Below are 26452 nucleotides of genomic sequence, written 5' to 3'. Positions count from 1 at the left end.
CGGTCAACCGTCTTTAACAATGGTCAGAGATAATCAGCCGAATGCTAAACCTTTACAGGGGGAATATTTTGCTCAGAAATCTCCTAAACCCTTAATCCTGGAAGACCTGGATGCTACCGGAATAACAGGCGACCCAAACTTGATGGGTTTTGGAGTCATACGTAATTCCGATCGGGGCAGAGTTGGTGTTGACCGTTTGCACCACCTGCATGTCCTGAGTCCGGACTTTACTGACTGTATCGGAATCGTAATTCACCACGTACAGGAATTGACCGTTATCCGATATCACCATACTCCGAGGCGCATTCCCCGTCACGATTTTGTTGACGACGCTGCCCGTATGCAAATCAATTTTAGCCACTCGCCCTTCCCCATTTAGCGTGGCATAGAGATATTGACCAGATGGGTCAAGACTGAGATGGCGGGGAGAATGCCCAACGCCTCGCAGCCAGTCTACCGTAAAGTCCTTTAGGTGAATCACCGCGATATCATAGGAACCCATGATGGCAACATACGCCTTCTCCGATTTAGCATCCACCACAATGCCACGGGGATAGGGCCCTAGCTGAATCCGCCGAATTTCTTTGTTTTGCTGGGGGTCTACCACACTGACATCCCAACTACACCAGTTACTTGCCAGGACATAGCGGCTATTGGGAGTCGTTGCAACATACTTCGGCACTGCCCCAACCTGGACGACGCGATCGATGTTCAGATTTTTGGTGCCAATCCGGTACAGGAAGCTGGGGTTATGGTTGCCCGAAGGGCTGCAATCATCATCGGCATTACTGCTAAAGGTAGCTCCATACATCTGGTAGTTAGATACCCAGGCATCGCTACCATCCGGACTAAAGGCAGCTTCCACTGGCGACCCCTGTTGGGTGCCTGGGAACTGCGGATAGCCATAGTCTGCCAATGTCACCCGATCAGAGATTGTTTTGACCAGATTAAATTGGCGATTATAGACATTGATCGTGTGGCTATACATCATGTTCTGGGCAAAGAATAAATCCTTGCCAGAAAACACTACAGACTTTGGTGTCAGCCCGCCAGTAATCGTTGTTACCGGCGTTAAGCCCGTTGTACTGAGATAATTTCGCGCAATCTCTGCAATATAGTTGCGGTACTCTGCGACTTTCTGTGGCACGATCGCAGCACGAGGATGGTTGGCTGGCATGGCTTGTAACGTCTTAATCGCCTGTTGCCATTGATCGATCGCCGCATTCCACTCTGCCGGAGTCGCCGCCGTTTTGCCTAAATTTACGGCGATCGTAGCTTGCTGCATCGCCTGGTTAAACCCATCAGCCTGCGATCGAGTCCCTGGTTTTGTCTGACTTGCCGACTGGGTTTGACTGGTAGGAGCTAAACCGCCGTTCCCAGCGACATAGCGACTCCAAATATAGGACGTACTAAACAGCACAAATAACGGTACACCCAGCAAGAACAGATGCAACAGCTTGACGTTTTCGGGTCGAGATAACTGCTCTAGCCGAGGCAGATGCCATTGCCGTAACCGCCGACCGATCGAGGGCGGAGTCGCGGCTTCCAGTTCCACATCAGGTTCTAGAAAGAACGGATTCACTAGAGGAGTCGTCCGCAAATCGATCCGTTGTACCCAAATCGGTGAACTCTGTCCCACCAAACGACCATAAACGATCGCCGAGGAAACCCAACCAATCCCTAACCGACTAATCCCCCGTTGGATGAACTGAATCGAGGGCAGTTGCGCCAACATGCGATCGGATTCCAACAGAATGTGCAAATTGCCATCCCGCAATACGGCTCGTGCCGACACTCCGATCGCCTGCAAACTCGCATTCATCAACGCCGCGATCGCATCCGCATTTCCAGCTCTGGCTAGCTGTAACAAACTTGACTGCGCCATATCGCAATCTCACTAGATCACACCTGAGCCACGATAGCCGAGAAATTTCAGATCGGCGCAAAAAAGTTATCTCTAATGGATCAGAACCAGCGATTGATCAGTTCAGCTTATTAAAGCTGTAACAGAAACTTTACAGAGGACTGGAAATTGCCATCAGTCTAGCTAAAATTGGAAGCGGAAGCACCTGAAACGGGAGAAGCATAGACCATGACAGACCTGAATCGTGGCATTATGAAGTTCGACGGGGCAGACAGCCCAGCGGCGATCGTGGTTTCATCAATTCTGATTCTCGGCAGCATTGGAGTTTTGATTATTTGGGCGCTCCGCTCCGCCTATGTATTAGGCTAAATTTTCAGCATTTAAACACCTGTCCCCCTGAAACGACTGAATTTCAGGGGGATTCATTGATGCATCAGGTAAATCATCCAACCATCACTCTTGACGATAGCTTAGATTCCGGGTCGCAGTGAACTGGGTTGAAGCGCAGGTCTGCTTAGAAGACACGAGAGCCATTCGATTTACCGTTTACTGGGAAACAGGTAGCTCACCGTTAGAAAACCGGAGAAAACTAACAAGCCTACAATCAGTGCTGCAAAGGGAATGGGAAGCATGGCTAAACACCTTGTGGTAGGACGCTCTTACCATACAAAGTTGATTTGACAGCCCTATGACTGTGATATCACAAGAACTTGACATCATTAAAACATATCGTTAAAACATGCCGAGCTGTTGACTTAATTCCTGCCGCAACCGGTAGATGATTGTTTGGGAATCAAGCTGGCTGAGAATTTCCTGAATCACGGTACTGGCTCCCTGGGATCCCCAACTACAGCCCTGTTCCAGATAAACCTGAATGGCTCGACCGACGGAATAGGTGCCAAATCCGGCGATCGCCCCCTGAGCGATCGCGGCTCCCAGGTAGGCTGAAATCCCTGCCGAACTATCAACTCCGGCGGCAGCCGCCGTTGCCGTTTTGCCAATGCCAAACATCAGTCCACTGCCAATCTCAGTGAGTAACAGCCCACCAGAACTGAGTAAAATCGTTTTCCAAAGTTGTGCCGCTTCATGGCGAGTCACGGGCAACCCATACAGTTCCGAGAGGGCACGAATCATCGCCAGGTCAGAGACAAAACCACCAAACACATCCAGAATCGCAATCGGGTTTAATGCCACCGCCAGCGCCTTATAGGTGACAAAGCGTTGAATCAAGGCTTCGGCTTCCGGCTGACGCAATTCCAGAATTCGGCTGGTTAACAGTTCTTCTGCTTCCTTTGCCTGTACCAGCGCATTCAGAGACATTAACGTGCGACCTTCCCGCTCCAGAATTGCCGCAATCTTTTGCTGCAACGGATCAATCTGCATCGGTGGAGCTTCCCATTCATAACGCACCTGACCATCCGGCAACTCCACTCGCACTTGCAGGGGGGCAGGTTCCGCCGCCACCAAAACAATTTCATTAGCGGATAGCAGTTGTTGTAGTTCCTCACCCTCCTGAGTTCTGGCGGCTAGCCGTTGTAGACTCTGGTAAATTTCCTGGCGGGTTTGATCGGGATACAGATCAATTTTGTTAAACACTAACAACAATGGTTTTTGCGCCAGTCGCAGGTCACATAACGCTTGATATTCCGTCCGGGTAATATCCCCTGCCACCACAAACAAAATTAGATCCGCTTGCCGCGACACCTCTCGCGCCATGTCTGCCCGCGTCTGACCATCAATTTCATCCAGTCCCGGTGTATCGATCAATTCGATCGGCGTGTCTGGTAGCCAATCCGAATGGAGTGTCCAGGACACCGATCGCGGCTCCAGTGTTACCCCATTCAGTGGTCCGGTGGGCAGCACCTTCTCTCCCATGAGGGCATTCAATACTGCCGACTTGCCCCGGCTAACCAGTCCAAAGACGGCAATCCGCACAATTCCCTGCTCCAGCTTATTCAACGTCACTGACAACCGATCCATCTCGGCTTTCAGCGTAGATTGGAGCGTTAAATTCATCGGACGAGTCCGAGCCGCTCGTAAATAAGGAGTATAGCGGTTCAGCACTTGCCGCACACTGGCACGCGCCTGTACCAGATACGACACTTCCCGATCAGCTCCATCAGCCGATCGGGAAGCAGTCTCAGGTGTAGGAAACAGAGGTTGCATGAAGCCTATGCATCAATCAACAGCTACTAGCTCCATTCTGCTCTAGAATGCTGGCAGTTTGTCCAGTCAAGGAGGCGGATTCCACCCCTAAGCTACCAGAACTCGCCGCTAATTTCGGCAGCAAGCGATCGCTGGCTTGACCAATAAACACTTGCAGTAAGGACGGTTGTTGATTCTGGCGGAAGACGGTTTGCAAAATCTGGCTCAGTCGATCGATCGCGAATGGTTTGGCTTCAGCCGCCGTTAAATTGGGCTCCTGGGCATGGAAGTATTCCACTAAGGTCAGTCCGGCAACCCGAGTCAGGTAAGCAGCACTAATCCCCTGAATGCAGCCCCCCGCCACATAGGTGACAGCATTCGTTTTGAGCAGACCCGCGATCGCCCGAGTAGACAGTTCCACCAAGCCCAACTTCAGCATTAAACTGCCCAGCGTTGCTGCGGCTTTTTGGGCTTGCTGAAGGGAGAATTTCTGCTGATACAGGTTGCCCAAATCGAGAATCATTTGACCATTGATTGCTGCCGTCGCTAACACATCCAGGGTGGGCAGAGGGCTGGCAAACGCCGTTGCCGCCGACACCCACTGAAACTGTTCAATCATCGGCAAGGCTTGGGCACGACGGAGATCATTTAATGCCGAGTTTGCCTGCTGTTTTAGAGCCATCGCTTGATCAAAGCAACTGGCTAACACCAACTGCTGACTTTCCTGTTGCACGATCTGATCCAACCGTTGCGTCAGGGATGCAATATCAGGAGCCTGATCTTCTAACCATTCCTGAATTTCACCATCAGCCTGATGTTGCCGGACTTTCAAGGGATTGGGAGCCGTCGCGATCGCCACCACGTCCGCACTTGGTAATACCGTCTGCCCCCGTTCCTGCAAGCGCGTGAAAATCGTTTGGCGTTCCTCTGGCAAATACAAATCCTGTTTGTTAAACGCCAGCATCAACCGCTTGCGCTCTGCCAATTGTTTCAGGGTTTGGTACTCTGACTCGGTAATATCTCCTGTCACCAGGAAAATCATCAAATCTGCGATCGTGGCTTGCTGCATGGCGATCGTATCTGCCGTCAACCCAGTCGCCGTTGTCACCGAAAAACTGGGGGCTTCATACAAATCGATCGATTTCCCCGTTTGCTCCACCCAGGTCGCTTGCAGCAGGTGAATCAGGGTCGTTTTCCCTGAACCTTTGCCACCCATGACCATAAAGCGCAGATCGTCTCGTTGGAGTTCCGTTCCTAATTGAGTCAACCGCTCTTGTAACAGAGACACTTGAGCCTGCGCCAGAGAGCCAGCCGCTTCTGGGGTATCTGCCTCCGTTGCCAGTTGGCTAATCACCTGACGGGCAAGGGTGATCTCCCGTTCGACCAGACTGGTATCAATCTGACTGGGAGCCGGACGTGTTCTAGCCGGAGTAATCACAGGTTGGCGTAACCACCAGACCCCGACCCCGATCGCAGCTAGAAATAGCCCATACACACTCCACTCCCCGATCGCGTGTTCCAGGGCACTGAGAAACCAGACCCCCATTACCAGAGCCACGCCACCCACCAGGAGGGGTTGTTGTAGTTTTGTCATCATAGGATTTAACCCAGAGAATTCCTTCGATTTACAAAATATTAGATGTGCCAGGGGAGTGAAGCTCCTGGTATTCAGGATTGTAACGGTGGATGCGGGAGACTGGCGATCGGATCAACATAAAGTTAAACCCTGTTACACATTCTGCGGAACAGGGTTTACTAAGTGTTATTTGGTGGCGGGGCATGGATTTGAACCATGGACCTTCGGGTTATGAGCCCGACGAGCTACCAGACTGCTCTACCCCGCGTCGGCTTATCAATCATAACAACAAGGTCTTGAAACTGGCAACCCCATTTCCCAACTTTTTTAGTTATTCGATCCGCCGGGGCTAAAAGAGCCGATCAATTCCGAGCCACCGGCGGCATAAACCTCGACTGGCAAACCAGCATTATCCGAGATGATCTGTAGCGCATTCTCTAAGGTCTTTAAGTGACGACGAATACCCTGCATCGTGTCATAATCGCCTTCTGAGTAACTGACATAGCCCTTTGCCATGAGAGTGCGCTGATAGGTTTGGGTCAACGTGACTCGAATCAGATCGTTGGTGATCCGATAGTTACAGATGCGAGGTGTAATGGCAGCACAAGCTTTTTCCAGATCTGTGCGGACTCGCACCAAGTTTTCTGCCTGCTGTAAGGACGTGGTGTAGCTTGTGACTAAATTTTGGGCTTCGGCATATTGGGCAGTATCCGTCGGTACACGCTTCGCCGCCGCGATCGCCTGTCGCCAACTGACCAACGCTTGTGACCATTGGTTTTGCTTCTGTCTCGCCGTTGCCTGATTCGCGAGGTTCACCGCCTGAGCATAGGAGCGTTTCGCCAGTTGTTCCTGCCCCGATCGCGATCGAGCGGCAGCCAGTTTGGCTTGATAGTTCGGCTGCAACTGTTGCGCGGCGGCATAACTGGTGGTCATCTGCGGCACTTGTTTCAAAGCATTGATTGCTACCTGCCAGGTGGATTGCACCAGTTGCCAATCTGAAAGCTCTTGAGCAATGCCCTGCCGCGCTTCTGCCACCTGGGCGGTATCCTTGGCGGTTTGTAGTTGTTTCTGCGCTGTTTGCTCCATTGCCATTAGCTGATTGGTTGCGGCTAAACGTTGCTGATAGTCCGCCAGTCGTTCTTGGGCAAAGGCATGGAGCGCACTTTCGGGAGGAATCGCCTGCATCTGCGCGATCGCCTGTTCCCAGAGGGCTTGGGTTGCCTGCCATTCACTCATCGGCTGGGGCACCGTTTGCATCTTTTGTTGAGCGGTTTCCACCTGCTGCTCGGCGGTGGTCACTTGCTCCAAACTTTGCCGCAGGGCTTGAGCTGTCGCGTAGTGTCCTGACCAGGAGGGAATCTGGTCGAGCGATCGCTGGGCTGCCACTAACTGCTGCTGAAGGGGTGCCAATTCGGCGGGAGATTTAGCGGTTTTTGCCAGTTCAGCCGCCTGCTGACTCGTCTGTTGCGCCGTTTGTAGCGGTTCGCAGGCTCCGATCACGCAGGGACGACTGAGCAGAAATCCGGCTCCTGCCATCACTACTGCCCCCAAACCACCTGCCACGATCAGCCAGGGAAAAGATTTAGAGGAACGCGATCGAGTCCTAGTCTGGGTTGAGATGTCGGTAGTCGGTGTCCATCCCAGGGGATCAGCCCTATCCATGTCACCAGAATCGCTGGAATAGACCAGGCTACTCTCATCCTCAAACCGATCGGGATCGTGGGATTGGCGAGAATGCAGGTCATTGAAATCGCTTTGCTCCCTGACCTCATCGTCCACCAGAGAGTCAACAAAACTGGGTTCATGCCATGCCAAATCTGGGATTTCTACAGACTGAGGTCTTGGCAGTTTAGGCACAAAGTCAAACGTATGAAAGGTATAGGGTTGCTTCTGCCCCAATACCCGCAAGTACAACTTGGTGGGAATGACTGATGGCGGTGCGGTGTCATACAACCCGATCGTCAACTCAGAGGGTAATGTCGCGATCGATTGCTCTAGCTTGCCAAACACTTGTGCCGGATCAAGGGTCGTTCCGGCGGGATGCTGCCCCAACACCATCAAACTGCCCTGTTTCAGCACACACTGGATCTGAACGGGGACAGGAATGAGCAGTAGTCGCAAATCTTCCTGAAGTCGTTGGGCAATCCGTTGCAAACCTTCCTGCTGTGCCACGGGTTCCATAAAGCAGTTAACTGAATCTATTGCTACCATCCTAGTCTTTAGAATTGAGATGGTCATCGGGGGAGAAAAGTCGCCGCTATGATAGGGACGATCAGTAAATAGCATAGGTAGAGAAAAATGCTTGCTACCTATGAATGAGTCACTGACGGATTAACGCTAGGTTGATATGGAAATTCTGATTGTTGAAGACGAAGCCGAAATTGCCCAGCTCATTCAGCTTTATTTGGAGAAAGAAGGCTTTGCCTGCCGGATTTGTCGGGATGGGATTACCGCCTTGCAGGTATTTCAGGAGCAGAAGCCCGATCTGATTATTCTGGATTTGATGATTCCCGGTTTGGATGGGCTGGAAGTCTGTGCCCGGATTCGCCAAAAGCCTGGGATTAAGGATCCATTTATTTTGATGTTGACGGCGCGAGGAGAAGAGATCGATCGCATCATTGGTCTGTCTACCGGAGCCGATGATTACATGGTCAAACCCTTCAGTCCCAAGGAGTTAGTGGCGCGGGTACGAGCATTGCTCCGGCGCACCTTACGCCAGGGTGGGCAAACTCAAACATACCGAACGCAACACTTTTTAATTGATTTAGATCAGCGATCGGCGCAACGGTGTGAGGACGATTCCGAGTCAATGGAACCCTTGGATCTGACAACCCTGGAATTTGATCTCCTGGCAACTTTTATGAGCTATCCCGGTCGAGTCTGGAACCGGGCACAACTGATCGATAAACTCTGGGGCGACAACTTTTTTGGCGATGAACGGGTGGTGGATACGCACATTGCGCGGCTCCGGAAAAAGATTGAACCTGATCCAGCCAACCCCACATTCGTTAAAACAGTGATTGGGGTCGGTTACAAATTTGAAGATTCACCCACATAGGGGCTAGCGATCGCTGATGGGAAAACTAGGACTTCGAGGCCGCCTATTTCTCTCTCACCTAACCGTCATGGTAGTGGGATTAAGTACGCTGGTGATTGTTGGCAAACTCTACTCGCCCCGCTTTTTTGTGCTGCATTTGCAGCAAATGGAATTTAGTGGCTTCAATCTGTTTCTAGTGCGGCAGCGTTTAGTGGAGGGGTTTGAATCCGCCTGGAGCCGGGGAGCCATCTGGTCGGTGGCGGTGGGTGCTTCTGCCGCCGGAGGGTTGAGTTATCTGGTATCCAAACGGATCACTAAACCCCTCGTCCAAATTGAACGGGTGACTCAAAAGGTAGCAGCTGGGCATTTACAGGAACGCTTACCCAATAGCGATATCCCGGAGTTAAATCAACTTGCCCTCAGTTTTAACCAGATGGCGACAACCCTAGAAGGCGTGGAGCAGCGACGGCGGGAATTAATTGGGGACTTAACCCATGAGTTAAGAACACCACTGACGGTAGTTCAGGGATATCTGGAAGGGTTAGCTGATGGCACGATCGAGCCATCAGTGGATATTTATCACCGCCTTGCCAAAGAAACGGCTCGGTTACGGCGATTGGTGAATGACTTGCAAGAGTTATCGCAAGCTGAAGCTGGCTACCTACCCATTCGCGCCCAACGCTTAGAAATATTTCCCCTACTGACAGCGTTAGTCCAAAAGTTTTCGGATCAACTGCTCGAAGACGGTCCCGCTTTAAGACTAAATTGTCTGGCAGATTTGCCGCCTGTGCTGGCAGACCCAGAGCGAGTTGAACAAATATTAGTCAATTTGGTCGGAAACGCCCTGCGGTATACCCAGGCAGGTTCTATTACCATTTCTGCCTGGAGTGAATTCGGTAAACTTTGGATTGCCGTCACGGATACCGGACAGGGCATCGCTCCGGAAGAACTGCCGCATATTTTTGAACGCTTCTGGCGAGCCGATCGATCGCGCGATCGGCAATCGGGGGGCACCGGAATTGGCTTAGCGATCTCTCGCCGTCTGGTAGAACTGCAAGGGGGCACGATCGAGGTAGAAAGTCAGGTAGGACGCGGTAGCACCTTCCGGTTTTCGTTACCCCTCGCTTAAGGTCATTTCCAGAAAAATTTATTCCTCCAAATTGTCGGGGTCTGGCATTCGGTCAATCATCTTTAAATATCCAAATCGGTCAAATTCAGTTTCGGGCCATAGGTTTCAATGAATTCCCGCCGAGGAGCCACCCGATCGCCCATCAATACAGTGAAGACCCGATCGGCTTCTGCCGCATCTTCAATTTCCACCCGCTTCAGCGTCCGAGTTTCAGGATTCATCGTGGTTTCCCAGAGTTGGGCAGGCATCATTTCCCCTAACCCTTTGAAGCGTTGAATCTCATATTTCGCATTTTCGGGGAAAGTGGCAACGAGCTGATCCCGTTCGCGATCGCTGTAGCAGTAGAAGTGATTTCGTCCGCGCTCGATCTTGTATAGGGGTGGGCAAGCGATATAGACATAACCCTGATCCACTAACGATCGTTGATAGCGATAGAAGAAGGTCAGTAACAGAGTCCGAATATGGGCACCATCCACGTCCGCATCGGTCATCAGACAAATCCGGTGGTAGCGCAGTTGCGAAGCATCAAATTCTTCCCCTTTGATTCCCAACCCCAGTGCCGTGATCAAGGACTGGATTTCAGTATTTTTGTAGATTTTGGCATCGTCAGTTTTTTCAATATTGAGAATCTTCCCGCGCAACGGCAGGATAGCCTGGAAGCGCCGATCGCGTCCTTGTTTAGCAGACCCACCGGCGGAATCCCCTTCCACAATGAAGATTTCTGACTCCGCCGGATCTCTGGAACTACAATCCGCCAGCTTACCGGGGAGTGTAGAGGACTCCAATACCGATTTGCGGCGTACCAGTTCTCGCGCTTTCCGAGCCGCTTCTGCTGCTTTAAAAGCTTCGATCGCCTTATCCAACACCGCATCTGCAACCCCAGGTCGGAAATCGAGATATTCCGTCAATACCTCACCCACCAACGAATCGACAATGCCGCGCACTTCAGTATTGCCCAGTTTGGTTTTGGTTTGCCCTTCAAATTCAGGGTCGGGTACTTTCACCGAAATTACACCCGTCAAGCCTTCTCGGATGTTTTCCCCAGCTAGATTTGAGTCCCCTTCCTTCAGCTTGTTGCGCTTGCGGGCGATCGCATTCATGGTACGAGTCAGCACCGCTTTCAAGCCTTCTAAGTGCGTTCCACCATCGATCGTCCGAATATTATTGGCAAAACCTAATAGATTGTCTGTGTAGGCATCGGTACACCATTGCAATGCCACTTCCACCTGCACATTGTTACGCTCACCCTGAATGTAGATCACCTCTTCATTCAGAGCTTGCTTATCACTATTCATGTAGGCAACATATTCCCGAATGCCCCCCTCGTAGTAATACACATCTACATGGGGTTCACCCTGTTTGAAAAACTCCGGGCGGTTATCCGTGAAGGTAATTTTTACCCCACCATTCAAGAACGCCAGTTCCCGCAAGCGACCTGCCAACGTGGCATAGTCAAAGACCGTCCCCGTAGTAAAGATAGTGGGATCAGGCTGAAAGGTGATAGATGTGCCAGTCCGGTTAGTCGCAGTGGGTTCTGCCTGTAAATCAGTTTTGGGCACTCCCCGCTCAAACCGTTGCAGATAGACCTGCTTATCTCGCCAAACGGTGGCTTCCACCCATTCCGATAGGGCATTCACAACCGATACCCCGACCCCGTGTAGTCCCCCAGAAACTTTATAACCGCCACCTTCTCCAAATTTTCCCCCGGCTCCTAACACCGTTAGCACAGTTTCCAGGGCTGATTTGCCCGTGCGGGGATGGATGTCCGTAGGAATACCACGACCATCATCAACTACAGTGACCGAGTGATCGGGGTTTAAGGTAATCTGAATATTCTTGCAGTATCCTGCCAGTGCTTCATCAACCGAGTTGTCCACAACCTCGTACACTAGATGGTGAAGCCCTCTGGGTCCGGTGCTGCCAATGTACATCCCCGGACGCTTACGAACGTGCTCAATGCCCTCCAGGACTTGAATCTGCTCGGCACCGTAGTTGCTTGTCATGAATTAGCGCTCCAACCAGTAAAACGGTCTAAACCTGCCTTGAGAGCCAAAAGACCAAAACTGTCCAAAATTCTAACACAAATGGCTTATAAGCGATTTTAGTACCCTCTCCTATCGGATTTAAACAGGGGATGGATCACGGATGCTCTCGAATGTCAACGTCTACTTCTAGTATAACCAATCACAATACATTTGTACCAGGCTTGATTGTCATCTGCGGAGCAACGGCAACTGGGAAGACCAAGCTGGCGATCGCGGTAGCAGAGCGGTTGAATTCTGCCATTCTTAGTGCCGATTCGCGCCAAATCTATCGAGAATTTAACATTGGCACCGCTAAACCGACTCTGGCAGAGCAGCAAACCGTCCCCCATTATCTAATTGATATTTGTGATCCGACCGAAAATTTGACCGTAGCGGAGTATCAGCAGCAGGCACAGGCATTGATTGAGGGGAGTAGGGAGGATAAGGAAGATGGGGAGGATAAGGAAGATGGGGAGGATGAGGGAGATCGGGAGGAGACAAGTCAGGTTCGGATTGCCTTAAAGACTGATATGGCGGCTCCGCTACTGCTGGTAGGGGGAACTGGTTTATACATTAAGTCGATCGTCAAAGGGATGAAAATACCCCGAGTGCCACCTCAACCAGAATTGCGATCGCAGTTGCAAGCCCTGGGTCAGCCCTATGGCTATGCCTGTCTTCAGCAGGTTGATCCGATTGCAGCCAGCCGCATTCATCCCCACGACCAAACTCGCACCTTACGGGCATTGGAGGTGTTCTATACAACGGGCATTCCGATGTCAGCCCAACAGGGCGAACAGCCCCCCAGTTACCCAATTCTGCAAATTGGCTTAGATTGCCAGCATCCTGATGACCTCCGTTCCCGCATAGCCTCCCGTACCGCCCAGATGATAGCCGCAGGCTTCGTGACTGAGGTAGAATCTCTCTGCCAAAAATATGGTTGGGATTTACCTTTATTGAACACGTTAGGATATGCCGAATTTAAGCAATATTTGGCAGGAGATCTTTCCCTCGCGAAAGCCCAAGAACTCACTGTTCTGCATACTCGCCAGTTTGCCAAACGTCAGCGGACCTGGTTCCATGCCGATCCAGAAATCGCCTGGTTTGATTGCGATCGCCCGGATTTATTGGAGATAGTTTGGCAGCACATTCAATTATTTCTGCAACAGAACAATCTATTCATTTGATGGAGAATTCCTAAGCTACCCTTGCTCCAATCCAGATCGACTTTCTCTGCTAAACCTACTGCAAACTCCATCCTTCAGAATTATTTTGCAACAGAGAAAATACAGAATTAATCTGTAGTTACAAATAGATTCTGTGAAGTGTCTATCCGTGATGGCATAAAAAATCTAGAGTAGCGAAATATAGACTTTGCTAGATCCCTAACTCTTAGGTTGAATGCGCTGTTCAGGATTGGGCTTCTACAATAGGCGATCGAGCAGGGAATTCCTGATCTGAAAAGCAAAACACTGAAACACTGAATGGTCAGTACATTGTTCTGTCAGTTCTGCACCCTAATCCCAAGATGAAACATGTACCGTTTGTAGTGGCTGCTAGCATTCCTGCGCTTTTCCTGGCAGGATGTTCCATCAATCCATTACTATTACCGGCTAATTCTCGCCAAAGCGATATATCCCACGATGAAGCAGAATCTGACTTGCCAGTGGCATCCAGTGAGCAGTTAGCCAAAGCCCGTGAGCTTGCCTGGGAAGCGGCAGTGATGGTGCAAAATCCACCTCATCCAGCCGAAACCTGGCAGAAAGCCCGAGTCAAGTGGCGACAAGCCATTCGTGCCTTAGAAGCGATTCCAGCCACAGCCCCAGAGAATGCCCAAGCCCAGCAACGCTTGGCTGTCTACCAAGCCAACTATGCTGCCATTAACGATCGCCTGCAAACGGAACAAACGGCTGTATCACAACTCGAATCGGCGCAAGCCTTAGCCTGGCAGGCGGCGGTCACAGTCCAACGCCCCCCCCATGCCCTGGCGGTTTGGCAAAGTGCCGATCGCAAGTGGCAACAGGCGATCGATCAACTCAAAACTATTCCCACCGCCAGCAGTGTGTCATCTCAGTCCCAAGCAAAACTGACAACTTACCGCCGTAACCAGATGGCGATTCAACAACGCATTGCCGTGGAGTCAAAGGCAATAGCCACTCTAGAAACCTTTGAAACAACAGCCCAATATTTGCGAGATTTGCCCACCCAAGTCGCCGCCGGACAAGGAATCGGACAGGTGGGCATCGACTACCAGGACTACGTCGATCGTGTCCAAACCCTGAAAAGTACCCTGGCAGAAATGGCAAAGCAACCTAAAGGCGCTCAACATGCTGTGTATGCTGACCTGGCAGAAGCTTTACGGGATTACGAATTCGGGATTACCATCTGGCAGGCATACCAGGCATTCAAACGAGATAACGTGGAATGGCTACGAGGCAGCGACTCTTACGATCAACTCTTCCCCGTTTCCCGGGTAGATGGGCAGACGCTAACTGAAAAATATCAGGTGACGACGTATTTAAATGGCAGCAAAATTTCCCTCAAATTTACCCTGTGGGCAATTTGGGATCGCGCTAAGCAACTGGTCGATCGGGCGGAACAGGGAATTCAGACGTAGGGGGAGATGGGGAGATGGGGAAGATGGGGAAGATGGGGGAGCGAAAGAGCCAGTAGTCCTGATGTTGAAGAACTGGATTAGAATCGTCCCTAGTGGATTTTCTGATCTGTGATGCTAACTCAGCCCGATCGCTCTGAACCAACCTGGCAAACCATTATTCGCTTGTTGCGGTGGGATAAACCTGCCGGACGCTTGATTTTAATGATTCCAGCCCTGTGGGCAGTCGTATTAGCGGCAGAGGGCTATCCACCCCTACCGTTGATTGGGGTGATTGTACTTGGCACACTAGCCACCAGTGCGGCTGGTTGTGTTGTCAATGATTTGTGGGATCGCAATATCGACCCAAAAGTGGAACGAACCCGCCACCGACCTCTAGCCGCCCGATCGTTGTCCATTCAGATTGGTTTAGTCGTGGCATTGATCGCCTTTGGCTGCGCCTGGGTCTTGTCCCTGTACCTGAATCCTTTGACATTCTGGCTCTGTGTCGCGGCTGTCCCAGTCATTGTGCTGTATCCCCTAGCCAAACGTGTATTTCCCATTCCCCAACTGGTGCTCTCGATCGCCTGGGGATTTGCCGTGTTGATTAGCTGGAGTGCTGTCAGTTGTGGCTCTACCCCTGCACCAACGGCTTGTCTGGGAACACCAACCTGGTTACTCTGGGGCGCTACCGTCTTGTGGACACTGGGCTTTGATACGATTTATGCCATGTCCGATCGCGAGGACGATCGGCGGATTGGGGTAAATTCCAGCGCCCTATTTTTTGGACGGTATGCGGCTCATGCCGTCGGCAGCTTTCTAGCGGGAACCGTAGTCCTACTGGCGGGTCTTGGTATAGTCATGCAGTTAAGTGGGGGCTTCTGGGTGACATTAGCGATCGCCGCCGGATGGTGGGCACGGCAATACTATCGCTTATCCTTCAAAACCATTCCCCACGCCACCTATGGGCAACTCTTTCGCCAAAATGTTTGGATTGGGCTAGTGCTATTAGCGGGCATGGTAGCGGGCACTTTGCTGTAACACGTCGCTGCTGCCATACCTGCACTGCCATAAAAAAACTGGACTAGCAGGGGGTGCTAATCCAGGGAGCAAGCCAGATACAAAATGGAAAGGTGATAAATCTGGAGTTATTCAGCTACAGGTTTAAGGCTTACGGGTCGGTTTGCAGCATTTGGGGTTGCAGAAAGGACACCATTTGCTGAACGCCCCGGTGAATGCGGCGGGTCACGGTCATGGGACTAACGCCAATCCGTTCAGCTACTTCTTTGCGAGACAAGTCTTTGATGAAGACAAACTCGATCGCCTGCCGGGTTTTATCTTCTAATTGGCTGAGCGCTTGCTGAAGTTGCTGCCGATCTTCTTCCAGGTATTGCATACTCAAGCAACGGGTGTCGGGCAGGGTTTCGCCAAGGGTGGTCGGGGAATCGACTTGCTGGGAGACGGTGGCATCCAGGCTGAGGGGGAGGCGATTCTTGGTGGCTAACTTGCTTTCGCGCCATTCGTAGACGGAAACACCGAGTTCTGTAGCGATTTCTTCGTCCGTCGGTTGGCGACCGTAAGCTTCCTCCAGGGTTTCGCGAACTTTTTGTCCCGCTTTGTTGAGTTGTTGCCAGCGACGGGGAATCTTAACAGTACCACTACGATCGCGAAGGAAATGCAGCATCTCACCCCGGATATAGGGAACGGCAAACGAGCTAAAGGCACATCCTTGACTGGGATTAAACCGTTCGATTGCCCGAATCAGCCCCAGAAAGCCAATTTGTTCCAGATCTTCGTAAGGCTCGGCGCATTGATGGCTAATCCGGTGAGCAATCTTTCTAACTAGACCAGCGTTTAACTGGACGAGCTGATTCCGAAGCTTGACGGAGGGATTGCGGTGGTAAGCAACTAAGAGATCCATCCCACGCGAGCGAACACAAGGTTGAGTAGCCATCATCTTGCAAGTCACCTTTCACATCAGAGTTGAGTTTATTGTCTGTACTTCGTAGGAGAGAAACCATCGTCGATCTACGGTACTCCGCCAGCCCTCTTCGGCGGGTTTCGGCATAAACACGTAAACGACTCGGCAAAACCCCTGATTAAGCGGGAATTTTTAGGCAGCCCCTACCGGGTTAATGACTGCAAGCCCGATGGATCGCGTCGATTTACGTTTGGACAAACAACGTAATGCAATGCCTACTTTTCCCAGGGAAAGACATGACATCTCAACCCAAACCGCTAAGATCAAATGAGAAGCGTCTTGTGAACGATCGACTATCTATGGAAGCATTGGAAATTAAACGCGAGGTAGAAACGTTGTCCGATCGCCTGGGCAAAGCCCAGGACTATCTTTGACGTACCCGCTTTGACGGCAAAAATTCGAGATTTAGAGCAACTCGCTGCCCAGCCCGACTTCTGGAATGAGCAAACGAGTGCCCAGCAAACCCTGCAAGAACTGAATGATCTGAAGTCCCATCTTCAGCAGCTTGAGCAGTGGCGCAACAGCTTAGAGGATGCCAGAGCCGTTCTGGATCTCCTGGAATTGGAGGAGGATGAATCGCTGTTGCAGGAAGCCCAGTCGAATGTCATCCAACTGAGCCGAGAACTCGATCAGTGGGAACTTCAGCAATTATTGTCAGATCCCTATGATGCCTATGGGGCGGTACTAACAATTAATGCTGGGGCAGGCGGCACCGATGCTCAGGACTGGGCAGAAATGCTGTTACGGATGTATACCCGTTGGGCAGAGGATCACCGCTATAAAGTCCATCTAGCGGAACTCTCGGAAGGAGACGAAGCAGGGATTAAATCTGCCATGCTGGAAGTCGAGGGGCGCTATGCCTATGGCTATCTGAAAGCGGAAAAGGGGACTCATCGCCTGGTGCGGATTTCGCCGTTTAATGCCAATGGCAAACGCCAAACCAGCTTTGCGGGGGTAGAAGTGATGCCGATTTTAGACAACTCGGTGCAACTTGAGATTCCTGACAAAGATCTGGAGATCACCACATCTCGGGCTGGCGGCAAGGGCGGACAAAACGTGAACAAGGTAGAAACTGCCGTTCGAGTTGTTCACATTCCCACGGGATTAATGGTGCGCTGTACAGAAGAGCGATCGCAGCTTCAGAATAAAGAAAAGGCGCTGGCTCTGTTGAAAGCTAAATTGCTGGTAATTGCCCAGGAACAAAAAGCCAAGGAAATTGCGGATATTCGGGGAGACATGGTGGAAGCGTCCTGGGGCAACCAGATCCGCAACTATGTGTTTCATCCCTACCAGATGGTCAAAGATCTGCGGACGGGAGCCGAAACCACCGCGATTACGGATGTCATGAATGGCGACCTTGATCCCTTTATCCAAGCCTATCTCCGCCAAGAAAATCAGCTTGTAGATGTTTAAGCGGAAACGCTGGCTAGAGGAGGGACGATCGCATCGGTTGCCACTCCTCTAACTCGATCGCTGTTTCAATCAGGCAGATAGTTGCCAGAAATTGTTACTTTAGTTAAAGCAAGGTTGCCTGACCCAAAGGTTGTTATGGAAACAGACGTTCAAGCATCAACAGTCTCATCACCGGCAGAGACAACACCAGAAAGCAGTAATCCTGCGCCTACAACGCCGCCACCCAGTTATGTCAAGTTGGCAATGCGAAATATGGTGCGGAAACGGGGCAAATCCTTAAAACACTTTGTTCTGACCACGATCGCGTTGGTGTCAGTCTTCGTTGGGCTCGCTTATCTAACGCGATAGCACAGGATTTATGCAGGTTGAAGTATGTGTCCAGGCGAGTCTGGCTGAGTTGGAGCCGAATCATTTATCCACCTCCATTCCTCCGGAAACCTGGGAGAACTGGTTTTTGCAGTGGTTGACTGTGTTGCAACCCGATCTATCGTCCATTCAGGCGTATGAACTGAGTTTGCGACTAACCGACGATCGCGAAATTCAAACCCTGAATGCCCAATATCGCCAGCAGGATAAACCCACCGATGTCCTGGCGTTTGCTGCTTTAGAAGTAGAGGCTCCCCTGGTAGATGATTTCGACTCAGAGGAACCCCTATACTTGGGAGATATTGTGATTTCCCTGGAGACGGCACAACGGCAGGCTGAAACCCAGGGACATGCGATGTCTACCGAACTAGCCTGGTTAGCGGCACATGGTCTGCTCCATTTACTGGGATGGGATCACCCCGATGATGAGAGTTTATGGCAAATGTTAAAGCAACAGCAAAAGCTGCTGAATACGGTTGGTCTTTCAATTCAGGACGGATTATATTCGTCATAGTCTGTTGGGCAACCTGGACTTAAGATGATGTTAGCTTCAGCCATGACCTGATGTTCTGCCAGTCGTCTTGTTCCAGTCAGCCGCGATCGTAGATAACTATGATCCTGCGCCAACCTGCTTTACAGGCAACTATCCCTTTCCTCGTTTCGGTCTATGCCATCTGAACTTTCCACGCAAAATTCCGATCCTTCTAATGGCAAAGTGGCAGAGACAGCAAAATTTAAGCGGGATCTAGCATGGCGTGTGGCTCCCAGTTTGCTGATCAGTTTTAAGTATGCCTGGGCAGGGGTGAGTTACGCCTTTCAGACCCAACGCAACTTTCGGATTCACGTTGTTTTAGGGGCTTTAGCCGTTGGTTTAGGGTTATACCTGCATCTCAGTGCCGTAGAAATGTCGGTGATTGGACTGACGATCGGCGCGGTGCTAACCATGGAGTTGCTCAATACCGCGATCGAGTCGGTGGTTGATTTAACGGTCAAACAGAGCTATCACGAGTTAGCCAAAATCGCCAAAGACTGTGCTGCCGCCGCCGTCCTAATTTCTGCCTTAGTATCGATCGGCGTAGCCGTTACCTTACTCCTACCCAGGCTGTGGATGAAAGTATCGGCTCTCTTATCCTGAGCCACCCGAGGTAATTCAGGTCGTTTTTTTAGCAGACCCTAGCCGCCCAGACAGACTTTGAAAATAAATGCCCCCGATCGTCAGTAGAAACAGACCATAGGCGATCGCCTGCACGACATAAAGCCGTTGGGTATAGCCAAATAAAGCATTGAGAATTGCTCCCGGAAAATTATCTTCTGGCAGAATTTTAGACAAATCCCAAACAGCAGCACCCAAAACACAGGAATGGACTCGGGTAAAGCGCTCATAGTAGAAACAGAGCGATTCTGAGGCTCGGTTCTGGCTGGCTAACGTCTGCATGACGGCATCTAAATGTCCCAGGGTCGTCACGACTAGCCCTGCCACGACTAATAGTAATAAGACCCCCATCACCTGAAAGAACCGCCGTAGATCCAGGCGAATCCCACACTTAAACAGCAACACGCCAATCCCGGCTGCCGCACCTAAACCAATCAGTGCCCCTAAGCTGGCGAAAAATCCTTGTTGCAGATTGCCAATAATAAATACCACTGTTTCAAAGCCTTCCCGCAGGACAGCAAAGAAGATCAGTCCAAATACGCCCCAGGCCGCGCCCAAACTGCTCTGATTGAGTACAGCATGAATCGATCCTTCAACATTAGACTTCATGTACCGAGCCTGTTGCGTCATCCAGATCAGCATCCAACTCAGCAGAACGATCGCCAAAACGCCAAAGACTGCCTCTAATAATTGTTCGGCAACCGGGCTAATGGCTCCCAGAGCTTGAATGATCCAGCCAAACAGTAGACCAATCATGGCACTGGCGAGAATTCCGACCAGGACACCGAAATAGACCCAGATATTCAAGTGAGACTGCCGCGCTTTTTTCAAACATGCCAGGACAATGCCCACCACCAGGGCAGCTTCTACCCCTTCCCGCAGGGTAATGACAAATGTTGGTAAGAACGCGCCGAAATTCATGGAATATATCCCGTAGCCTTGTTCAGAAAGGAAACCAATTCAAAATCCCCCTTAAACCAAGGGGGACGGGAGGTAGCGTTAAAGCACAATAGATTTATGATGCAGAGGCTTTTAATACCGGAGTCCCTGCCTGCTCAATCTGCTTCACATTGGCAGCCACTTGGTCGGGGGTCATGACTGGAGTTGCGGGTGGAATCGGCTCCGGCCAGGCGGTTCGCAGTTGCTTAAATGCCGCTGTCATCTGATCATGGGCAGTGGTATCGGCTTTGGTAATCTGGGGTTCAATGCTCGTGTAGAGTTCATCCTGAGCATAGGCAACAAACCCGCGTGAATCTTGATACTCGATCGCTTCTTTGACCTTACCATCGGTGATCGCCGCCGTATATTCTGCTGTCGCCGTTTCCAACATACCGTTGATCACAGGCAAGACGAATTTGGGATTGCTACGTTGGGTCTCTGGGAGAGCCGCGATCGCTTGATCGATCGCAGTCATGGCTGCCTGATAGTCCGTTTGGATCTGCGGATCATTGGGTTTCGATTTGACCAGATCCTGCACCCGCGTCAACACATCCTTAAACGGAGTGACATTCCGTTCACCCAGTTGTTCTTCTAGATCGACATAAATTTCTTCAACAGGATGACCAAGATGGGGTTCTGCCTGCTCCGGTTTTTGCAGAGCCAGTAATTCCCCCGCCACAAGCATGTGACCTTTCATCAGTCCCAGTTTCGTCATGTAGTCGATATCTTTGGCTTCCCCAGTCAGCACAATCTCCTCGATCGTCAGTTGGTCTTTAATTTGATCGAACTGCGCCTGACTCACCACATTCTTGCTCACCAGTTCCTCAGTGCTGCCATAGGGTCGGCTGGCTTGAATTTTGTGGGATAGGGCTGGAACCGCTAATTGCGCCTCTAATTTGTCTAGTTCAGACAAGATTGCAGTGTTGATATTAATTTTCTTCGCGCCGATCGGGTTACTCGCGACCTCGGTACTGGTAGCGGTGGGCTGCGACGGGGTTGTGGTTTGCTGCGTGGTTGGGCTAGCACAGGCTTTAATCCCAATCATTAACCAGAGTGAGGCAACCCCTACAACCAGATAGCGAAAAAATCGTCGCGAAAACCCCATTGTCTGAATACTCCTTCCATGTCAATATTCGTTCACCACAACCAATTCAGTTAAGTCGTGGCAATCTGTCAAAGTCTACCAATTTCATCCTGCTATCTTTGAGAATTAATGTCAATTAACTTGCGAAAACTTTAAGTATTCTTTGGCATTACCTGAAACCACCCCATACATCCCGACTCCGCGATCACATCCTGATGGGGATGAAACATAAATTTGCCGGGATACTGGAAGGAAAATTCTAAAATATGACGTTCTGCTGTGCCCATCGTGATCACATCTGTCGCGTAGGCAGGGATCATCGTATGTCCAGTGGGATAAACCTGGAATAAATTGGCGTGCAGATGAAAGGTTGCGGCGGCATCAAATTCAATCATATTCAGGACATACAGCCGAATCAGTTGATCTTGTTGGATCGGAATCGGGTGTTCCATGTAGTAATTGGGGATGCCATTAAAGGCATATAACTCATTCCGGCGATCGTCATTCGTGTCATACCCCGCCATAACTAAGACTATTTCATCGGCTGGAGGACGAGGTTCTGGCGGATCAATAATAAACATGCCATACAATCCCTTGCCAATGTGCCGCGTCACCGGAGACACATGACAGTGGTAGAGATGGACTCCATAGGGTTCGGCATCAAATTCGTAGATCATCACACCGCCATTCCGAATCGGACGAATCCCATCCATTTCAGCCGGATGCACCCCATGAAAGTGCAGGGAATGGGCATGTCCAGCCTGGTTGTAGAAAATCACCCGGATGCGATCGCCCTGCTTGGCTCGGAGGGTAGGACCGGGAACGCGACCATTCAAATTCCAGGTGATAAACGAGGTGGCACTGTTTAACTGAATCGGGGTAGTTTTCGCTTCTACCCGGAATTCCCGCACCGTCCGACCATCCACCTGCTTCACCGTACCATAGTCAAAATCCCGCAATACTCGCATGGGATTCGTCGCCGGATCCCCTTTCCAGGTATCCTTACCCATTGGTGGTACATGCACCATTGAGTCAGAGTCCGGTTTCCAAAAATTCTTGACAGCGATCGCGGCTCCTGCCACTCCCAAACCTGCGCCCAGTCCTAGTTTTAAGAGTTGTCGCCGTTGCCAATTTACTTTCCCTAGTTCATCTTGCTCTGTCATGCGGGTTTCGATCGCCTATGCCTTACCGTCAGCAATACCTGCGACAGTATTGCGATTTACTCTGCATTCGGATGCTAACGTTATCTCGATCTACTTAGCAAGATTTCTCATTAAGAAGTTGGTAGTGAACAGTCCGTGATCCCGAGTTCGTGAACAGTGAACAGAAGGAAGCCAGATCAATAACCGACGTTAAACTAGCGGCGGTAGAATTGATAAAGAACTCTAATCAATCCGCTTCCTCATCATTGCGCTCATAGGAGTCCTCGCTGTGGTTACGTCTGCTGCCAACCCTTACGAACAACAAACTCAGGCGATCGCCCGTCAACTGCTGTCGGCAACTCGTGAAAGTCGATCGTTCCTGGCACAAATGCGCGATCAAATGCGCTGGGATGACAAGCTATTGGGTTGGGCAATGAGCCATCCGGGGTTGCGAGTCCAGTTGTTTCGGCTAATTGACTGTTTGCCATCCCTGCGGAGTAAACCAGAAATTGCCCGTCACCTACAGGAATATTTGGGCGATGCCACGGTGGAACTACCCGCCGCCTTAAAAGGACTGTTGGGATTTGCCAATCCCGATTCCATGCCGGGACAGATCGCGGCGACCACCCTTTCGACGGCGGTGGAAACCCTGGCACATAAGTATATTGCCGGGGAAACCATCCAACAGGTGATTAAAACGATCGAGCGGCTACGCAAAGACCGGATGACCTTCACGGTGGATTTGTTAGGGGAAGCGGTGATCACTGAAGTCGAGGCGAAATCCTATCTAGAGCGTTATCTAGAGTTGATGACGCAACTGAGTGAGGCGGCTCAACGGTGGTCAACGGTGCCGCAGATTGATCAAGCCAATGGTGAAACCCTGTCATCGGTGCAAGTATCAGTCAAACTGACGGCATTTTATTCCCAATTTGATCCCTTGGATGAACAGGGCAGTCAGGAGAAGGTCAGCGATCGCATCCGGATCTTGCTGCGACGAGCAAAAGAACTGGGAGCAGCCGTCCATTTTGACATGGAGCAGTATGCCTACAAAGACATCACCTTAAAGATTCTCAAAGCACTGTTATTGGAAGAGGAATTTCGTTCTCGTAGCGATATTGGCATCACTCTGCAAGCCTATTTACGTGACAGTTTGGTTGACTTAAAAGATGTCATTGAGTGGGCAAAACACCGGGGGACTCCGGTGACAGTCCGGTTGGTGAAAGGGGCGTATTGGGATCAGGAAACGATTAAAGCGGTACAAAAAGATTGGCAGCAACCTGTTTTTAATGACAAAGCTGCAACCGATGCCAACTATGAAGCGATGACACGGTTGTTACTGGAAAATCATCAGCATTTGTATGCGGCGATCGGCAGTCATAATGTCCGTACTCAAGCCCATGCGATCGCGATCGCTGAGAGTCTGAAGATTCCCCCCCGTAATTTTGAATGCCAGGTGCTCTATGGCATGGCGGATAAGTTAGCCAAGGCGATCGCGGACAAAGGCTATCGGGTGCGGGTCTATTGCCCCTATGGTGAATTGATTCCCGGTATGTCCTACCTGATCCGGCGATTGCTGGAGAATACCGCCAATAGTTCCTTCCTGCGGCAGAATTTGGAGGAACGCCCGATCGAGGAGTTGTTAGCGGCTCCGGTGATGGCGGAGATGGGGCAGGTTGGGGAGATGGGGAGCGATGGAGTTGCCACGGATCATCCCCAGCGATTTCAGAATGTGGCGGATACGGATTATGCCGAAGTCAAGCCACGGGAAGCGGTGCGATCGGCGTTGCAACAGGTGCGGCAACAGTTGGGTAAAACCTATTTGCCGTTGATTAATGGGGAATATGTCACCACTGCCAACTATGTTGAGTCCTTGAATCCCTCTAACTGTGCCGAACAGGTGGGGCGGATTGGTTTAATCACGGTGGAACAGGCAGACCAAGCGATTCAAGCGGCAAAAGCTGCCTTTCCAGCCTGGAAGAACACGCCTGCCAGGGAACGGGCGAATATTCTACGGCGAGCGGCTGATTTAATGGAGCAACGTCGCCAGGAGTTAATTGCTTGGATGGTCTTGGAAACGGGCAAAGTTGTGAGGGAAGCCGATCCAGAGGTGTCAGAGGCGATCGACTTCTGCCGTTACTATGCCGATGAAATGGAACGATTAGAACAGGGAGTGGCTTACGACTTTCCAGGAGAAACCAATCGCTACCGCTACCAACCTAGAGGAGTTTCGCTAGTCATTTCCCCCTGGAATTTCCCCTTAGCGATTCCAATCGGGATGGTCGTCGCCTCGTTAGTGGCTGGCAACTGCACCTTACTGAAACCGGCGGAAGTCTCTTCGGTGATCGCCGCCAAACTGACCGAAATTCTGGTGGAAGCGGGAATTCCGGCGGGAGTGTTCCAATTCGTTCCTGGTAAAGGCTCCACCGTGGGATCACACATGGTTAAACATGCCGATGTCCACATGATTACTTTCACTGGATCGCAGGAGGTGGGTTGCCGGATTTATCAGGATGCCGCGATCTTGCAACCGGGACAAAAACATCTGAAGCGGGTGATCGCTGAAATGGGCGGCAAAAACGCCATCATCGTGGATGAAAGTGCCGATCTGGATCAAGCGGTGCAAGGCGTAGTGCAGTCCGCCTTTGGCTACAGTGGGCAGAAATGCTCTGCCTGTTCACGGGTGATTGTTCTAGAACCCATTTACGATCTGTTCCTGCAACGATTGGTGGAAGCCACCCGATCGCTCAACGTCGGTATTGCCGAACATCCCAGCAGCAAAGTGGGTCCGGTAATTGATGCCAATGCCCGCGATCGCATCAAGGAGTACATCGAAAAAGGACGAATGCAGAGTGAAGTCGCCCTGGAAATGGCGGCTCCCGATGGTGGCTATTTTGTTGGGCCGGTAATTTTCCGGGATGTGCAACCAGAGCACACGATCGCCCAAGAAGAGATCTTCGGGCCTGTATTAGCCGTATTACGAGCCGCGACCTTTACGGAAGCCTTAGCGATCGCCAATGGCACCAACTTTGCCTTAACCGGAGGACTATATTCCCGCACTCCATCACATATTGAGCAGGCAGAACGCGAGTTTGAAGTCGGCAACCTCTATATCAATCGCGGCATTACCGGGGCGATCGTCGCCCGACAACCGTTTGGTGGCTTTAAGCTATCGGGGGTTGGGTCTAAGGCGGGTGGTCCCGATTATCTGCTGCAATTCCTGGAACCTCGGGTGGTGACGGAGAATATCCAACGGCAAGGCTTCGCCCCGATCGAGGGAGCCGATTAGAGCCGCGATCGAGCCGCTCCTCCCTAACCCTCCTTCACAAGGCTACTGTGTACACACAAATTGAGGCTGACTTCGTTTGATCCTTTTAGCCCCCTTTTCTGGTATGCCCGCAGGGCTTTAAGCCCCCAATTCTGGGGGACTTTGAATGGTTCGGCTCCCCCAGAATTGGGGGTTGGGGGGCGGTTCGTCAGTGCTTCGGCTAGATTTGATCACTTATGTATACACGGTAGCCTTCACAAGGAGGGAACCGAGCCGAGCTTCGCCAAGGTTAAGGGGTGTCCTTCAGCAAGGTTGTATGAATGGAAGGCGGAGGTGTAGGAAGTGACTCAGAAATCAGTAGCGTCTTACTAACATAGGGTTTCTGAGTCGGGATCGCTTTGTCGAGTAAGGAATAGACGTTAACCGGGGGTCGATCGGTGGGCACGATCGTGTCATTTGCCAGGAGGGTCACATTAGCAGGGCGCGGATTAGCAGGCAGGGCATCGTAATTCAGCATCGTGGTATTGGCATGGGGTGGATCAGTCGGCACCGAGGAGCCAATTAACACCGATTTAGAAACCTGAGACGAAAACGCTTGATTCGTTGCCGCGTAACCATCAGACGATGCCGAGCGATCGGAATTCATGGCAAGTGCCTCCTAACTGAATCAGATTCCCGGTTGACGTAGCGTTGACCAGAGGAATCTGAACTCACTATATAGTTTCTATCCCAGTGAAAATGATG

The 26452-nt window shown here is 51.1% G+C and carries 21 protein-coding genes and 1 tRNA gene; 11 read left to right on the top strand and 11 right to left on the bottom strand.

All coding sequences use genetic code 11. The features are described from left to right. Positions 1-91: 91 nt before the first annotated feature. A complete protein-coding gene (locus tag ACN4EK_RS18855; RefSeq protein ID WP_431659671.1) occupies positions 92-1885 on the bottom strand; it encodes a cytochrome D1 domain-containing protein in 1794 nt (597 codons plus the stop codon). 207 nt (positions 1886-2092) lie between these two features. On the opposite strand from ACN4EK_RS18855, the gene ACN4EK_RS18850 reads away from it, so the two are divergent. Next, entirely contained in the window at positions 2093-2233 is a 141-nt protein-coding gene (locus ACN4EK_RS18850) for a hypothetical protein (protein WP_431659670.1), read from the top strand. 363 nt (positions 2234-2596) lie between these two features. On the opposite strand, the gene ACN4EK_RS18845 is transcribed toward ACN4EK_RS18850, so the two are convergent. From ACN4EK_RS18845 to ACN4EK_RS18830, 4 genes are all read right to left on the bottom strand, one after another. Beyond that, positions 2597-4030 (bottom strand): DUF697 domain-containing protein, encoded by a 1434-nt coding sequence (locus ACN4EK_RS18845; protein WP_431659669.1) that lies wholly within the window; start codon positions 4028-4030, stop codon positions 2597-2599. 16 nt (positions 4031-4046) lie between these two features. Then, a complete protein-coding gene (locus ACN4EK_RS18840; protein WP_431659668.1) occupies positions 4047-5606 on the bottom strand; it encodes a slr1306 family protein in 1560 nt (519 codons plus the stop codon). Positions 5607-5776: 170 nt separating this feature from the next. Then, positions 5777-5853: transfer RNA gene (locus ACN4EK_RS18835), tRNA-Met, on the bottom strand. Between the two features lie 59 nt (positions 5854-5912). Further along, positions 5913-7766, bottom strand: a complete 1854-nt coding sequence (locus ACN4EK_RS18830; RefSeq protein ID WP_431659667.1) for a tetratricopeptide repeat protein — start codon at positions 7764-7766, stop codon at positions 5913-5915. Between the two features lie 166 nt (positions 7767-7932). Here ACN4EK_RS18830 and ACN4EK_RS18825 point away from each other — a divergent pair, with 166 nt between their 5' ends. Beyond that, a complete protein-coding gene (locus ACN4EK_RS18825; protein WP_431659666.1) occupies positions 7933-8643 on the top strand; it encodes a response regulator in 711 nt (236 codons plus the stop codon). A gap of 67 nt (positions 8644-8710) precedes the next feature. Further along, positions 8711-9751 (top strand): sensor histidine kinase, encoded by a 1041-nt coding sequence (locus ACN4EK_RS18820; RefSeq protein WP_431659665.1) that lies wholly within the window; start codon positions 8711-8713, stop codon positions 9749-9751. 62 nt (positions 9752-9813) lie between these two features. Here ACN4EK_RS18820 and gyrB read toward each other — a convergent pair whose 3' ends face one another. After that, positions 9814-11754 carry a DNA topoisomerase (ATP-hydrolyzing) subunit B gene (gene gyrB / locus ACN4EK_RS18815; RefSeq protein ID WP_431659664.1) on the bottom strand — a complete coding sequence of 647 codons (1941 nt, stop codon included), beginning with the start codon at positions 11752-11754 and terminating at the stop codon, positions 9814-9816. A gap of 152 nt (positions 11755-11906) precedes the next feature. Between gyrB and miaA the strand changes: the two genes are divergently transcribed. From miaA to ACN4EK_RS18800, 3 genes are all read left to right on the top strand, one after another. Then, entirely contained in the window at positions 11907-12959 is a 1053-nt protein-coding gene (miaA, locus tag ACN4EK_RS18810) for a tRNA (adenosine(37)-N6)-dimethylallyltransferase MiaA (RefSeq protein WP_431659662.1), read from the top strand. A 341-nt stretch (positions 12960-13300) separates the two neighbouring features. Next, complete coding sequence (locus ACN4EK_RS18805; RefSeq protein ID WP_431659660.1) at positions 13301-14389, top strand: hypothetical protein; 1089 nt, start codon at positions 13301-13303, stop codon at positions 14387-14389. 111 nt (positions 14390-14500) lie between these two features. Further along, positions 14501-15406, top strand: coding sequence for a 4-hydroxybenzoate solanesyltransferase (locus ACN4EK_RS18800; RefSeq protein ID WP_431659715.1), 906 nt, complete (start codon positions 14501-14503; stop codon positions 15404-15406). 130 nt (positions 15407-15536) lie between these two features. Here ACN4EK_RS18800 and ACN4EK_RS18795 read toward each other — a convergent pair whose 3' ends face one another. Then, entirely contained in the window at positions 15537-16322 is a 786-nt protein-coding gene (locus ACN4EK_RS18795) for an RNA polymerase sigma factor SigF (RefSeq protein WP_431659658.1), read from the bottom strand. Between the two features lie 323 nt (positions 16323-16645). Here ACN4EK_RS18795 and prfB point away from each other — a divergent pair. The 4 genes from prfB to ACN4EK_RS18775 all read left to right on the top strand — a co-directional run bounded on the left by prfB (position 16646) and on the right by ACN4EK_RS18775 (position 19260). Further along, a protein-coding gene (gene prfB, locus ACN4EK_RS18790; RefSeq protein ID WP_431659714.1) for a peptide chain release factor 2 occupies positions 16646-17759 on the top strand; the annotation gives its coding sequence in 2 pieces (ribosomal slippage) (positions 16646-16717 and positions 16719-17759; 1113 coding nt in all). Between the two features lie 135 nt (positions 17760-17894). Next, complete coding sequence (locus tag ACN4EK_RS18785; protein WP_431659657.1) at positions 17895-18107, top strand: DUF3285 domain-containing protein; 213 nt, start codon at positions 17895-17897, stop codon at positions 18105-18107. A 10-nt stretch (positions 18108-18117) separates the two neighbouring features. After that, a complete protein-coding gene (ybeY, locus tag ACN4EK_RS18780) occupies positions 18118-18639 on the top strand; it encodes an rRNA maturation RNase YbeY (protein ID WP_431659656.1) in 522 nt (173 codons plus the stop codon). 153 nt (positions 18640-18792) lie between these two features. After that, positions 18793-19260, top strand: coding sequence for a diacylglycerol kinase family protein (locus tag ACN4EK_RS18775; RefSeq protein ID WP_431659654.1), 468 nt, complete (start codon positions 18793-18795; stop codon positions 19258-19260). A 15-nt stretch (positions 19261-19275) separates the two neighbouring features. On the opposite strand, the gene ACN4EK_RS18770 is transcribed toward ACN4EK_RS18775, so the two are convergent. From ACN4EK_RS18770 to ACN4EK_RS18760, 3 genes are all read right to left on the bottom strand, one after another. Beyond that, the gene (locus tag ACN4EK_RS18770; RefSeq protein ID WP_431659653.1) at positions 19276-20199 is read right to left on the bottom strand and encodes an FTR1 family iron permease; all 924 of its coding nucleotides are present in this window, start codon (positions 20197-20199) and stop codon (positions 19276-19278) included. Between the two features lie 94 nt (positions 20200-20293). After that, positions 20294-21322, bottom strand: coding sequence for a helix-hairpin-helix domain-containing protein (locus tag ACN4EK_RS18765; protein WP_431659652.1), 1029 nt, complete (start codon positions 21320-21322; stop codon positions 20294-20296). Between the two features lie 131 nt (positions 21323-21453). After that, the gene (locus tag ACN4EK_RS18760) at positions 21454-22464 is read right to left on the bottom strand and encodes a multicopper oxidase domain-containing protein (protein WP_431659651.1); all 1011 of its coding nucleotides are present in this window, start codon (positions 22462-22464) and stop codon (positions 21454-21456) included. Between the two features lie 268 nt (positions 22465-22732). Between ACN4EK_RS18760 and pruA the strand changes: the two genes are divergently transcribed. Continuing rightward, entirely contained in the window at positions 22733-25729 is a 2997-nt protein-coding gene (gene pruA, locus ACN4EK_RS18755; RefSeq protein ID WP_431659650.1) for an L-glutamate gamma-semialdehyde dehydrogenase, read from the top strand. Positions 25730-25997: 268 nt separating this feature from the next. Here the strand turns inward: pruA and ACN4EK_RS18750 are convergent, their stop codons facing one another. Next, on the bottom strand, positions 25998-26354 hold the full coding sequence (locus tag ACN4EK_RS18750) for a hypothetical protein (RefSeq protein WP_431659648.1): 357 nt from the start codon (positions 26352-26354) through the stop codon (positions 25998-26000). Positions 26355-26452 lie beyond the last annotated feature (98 nt).

The sequence above is a fragment of the Pantanalinema rosaneae CENA516 genome (assembly GCF_050753385.1).
GTDB lineage: Bacteria > Cyanobacteriota > Cyanobacteriia > Leptolyngbyales > Leptolyngbyaceae > Pantanalinema > Pantanalinema rosaneae.
The sequence above is the reverse complement of the archived record's forward strand: the minus strand, read 5'-3'. Positions and strand labels throughout refer to the sequence as shown.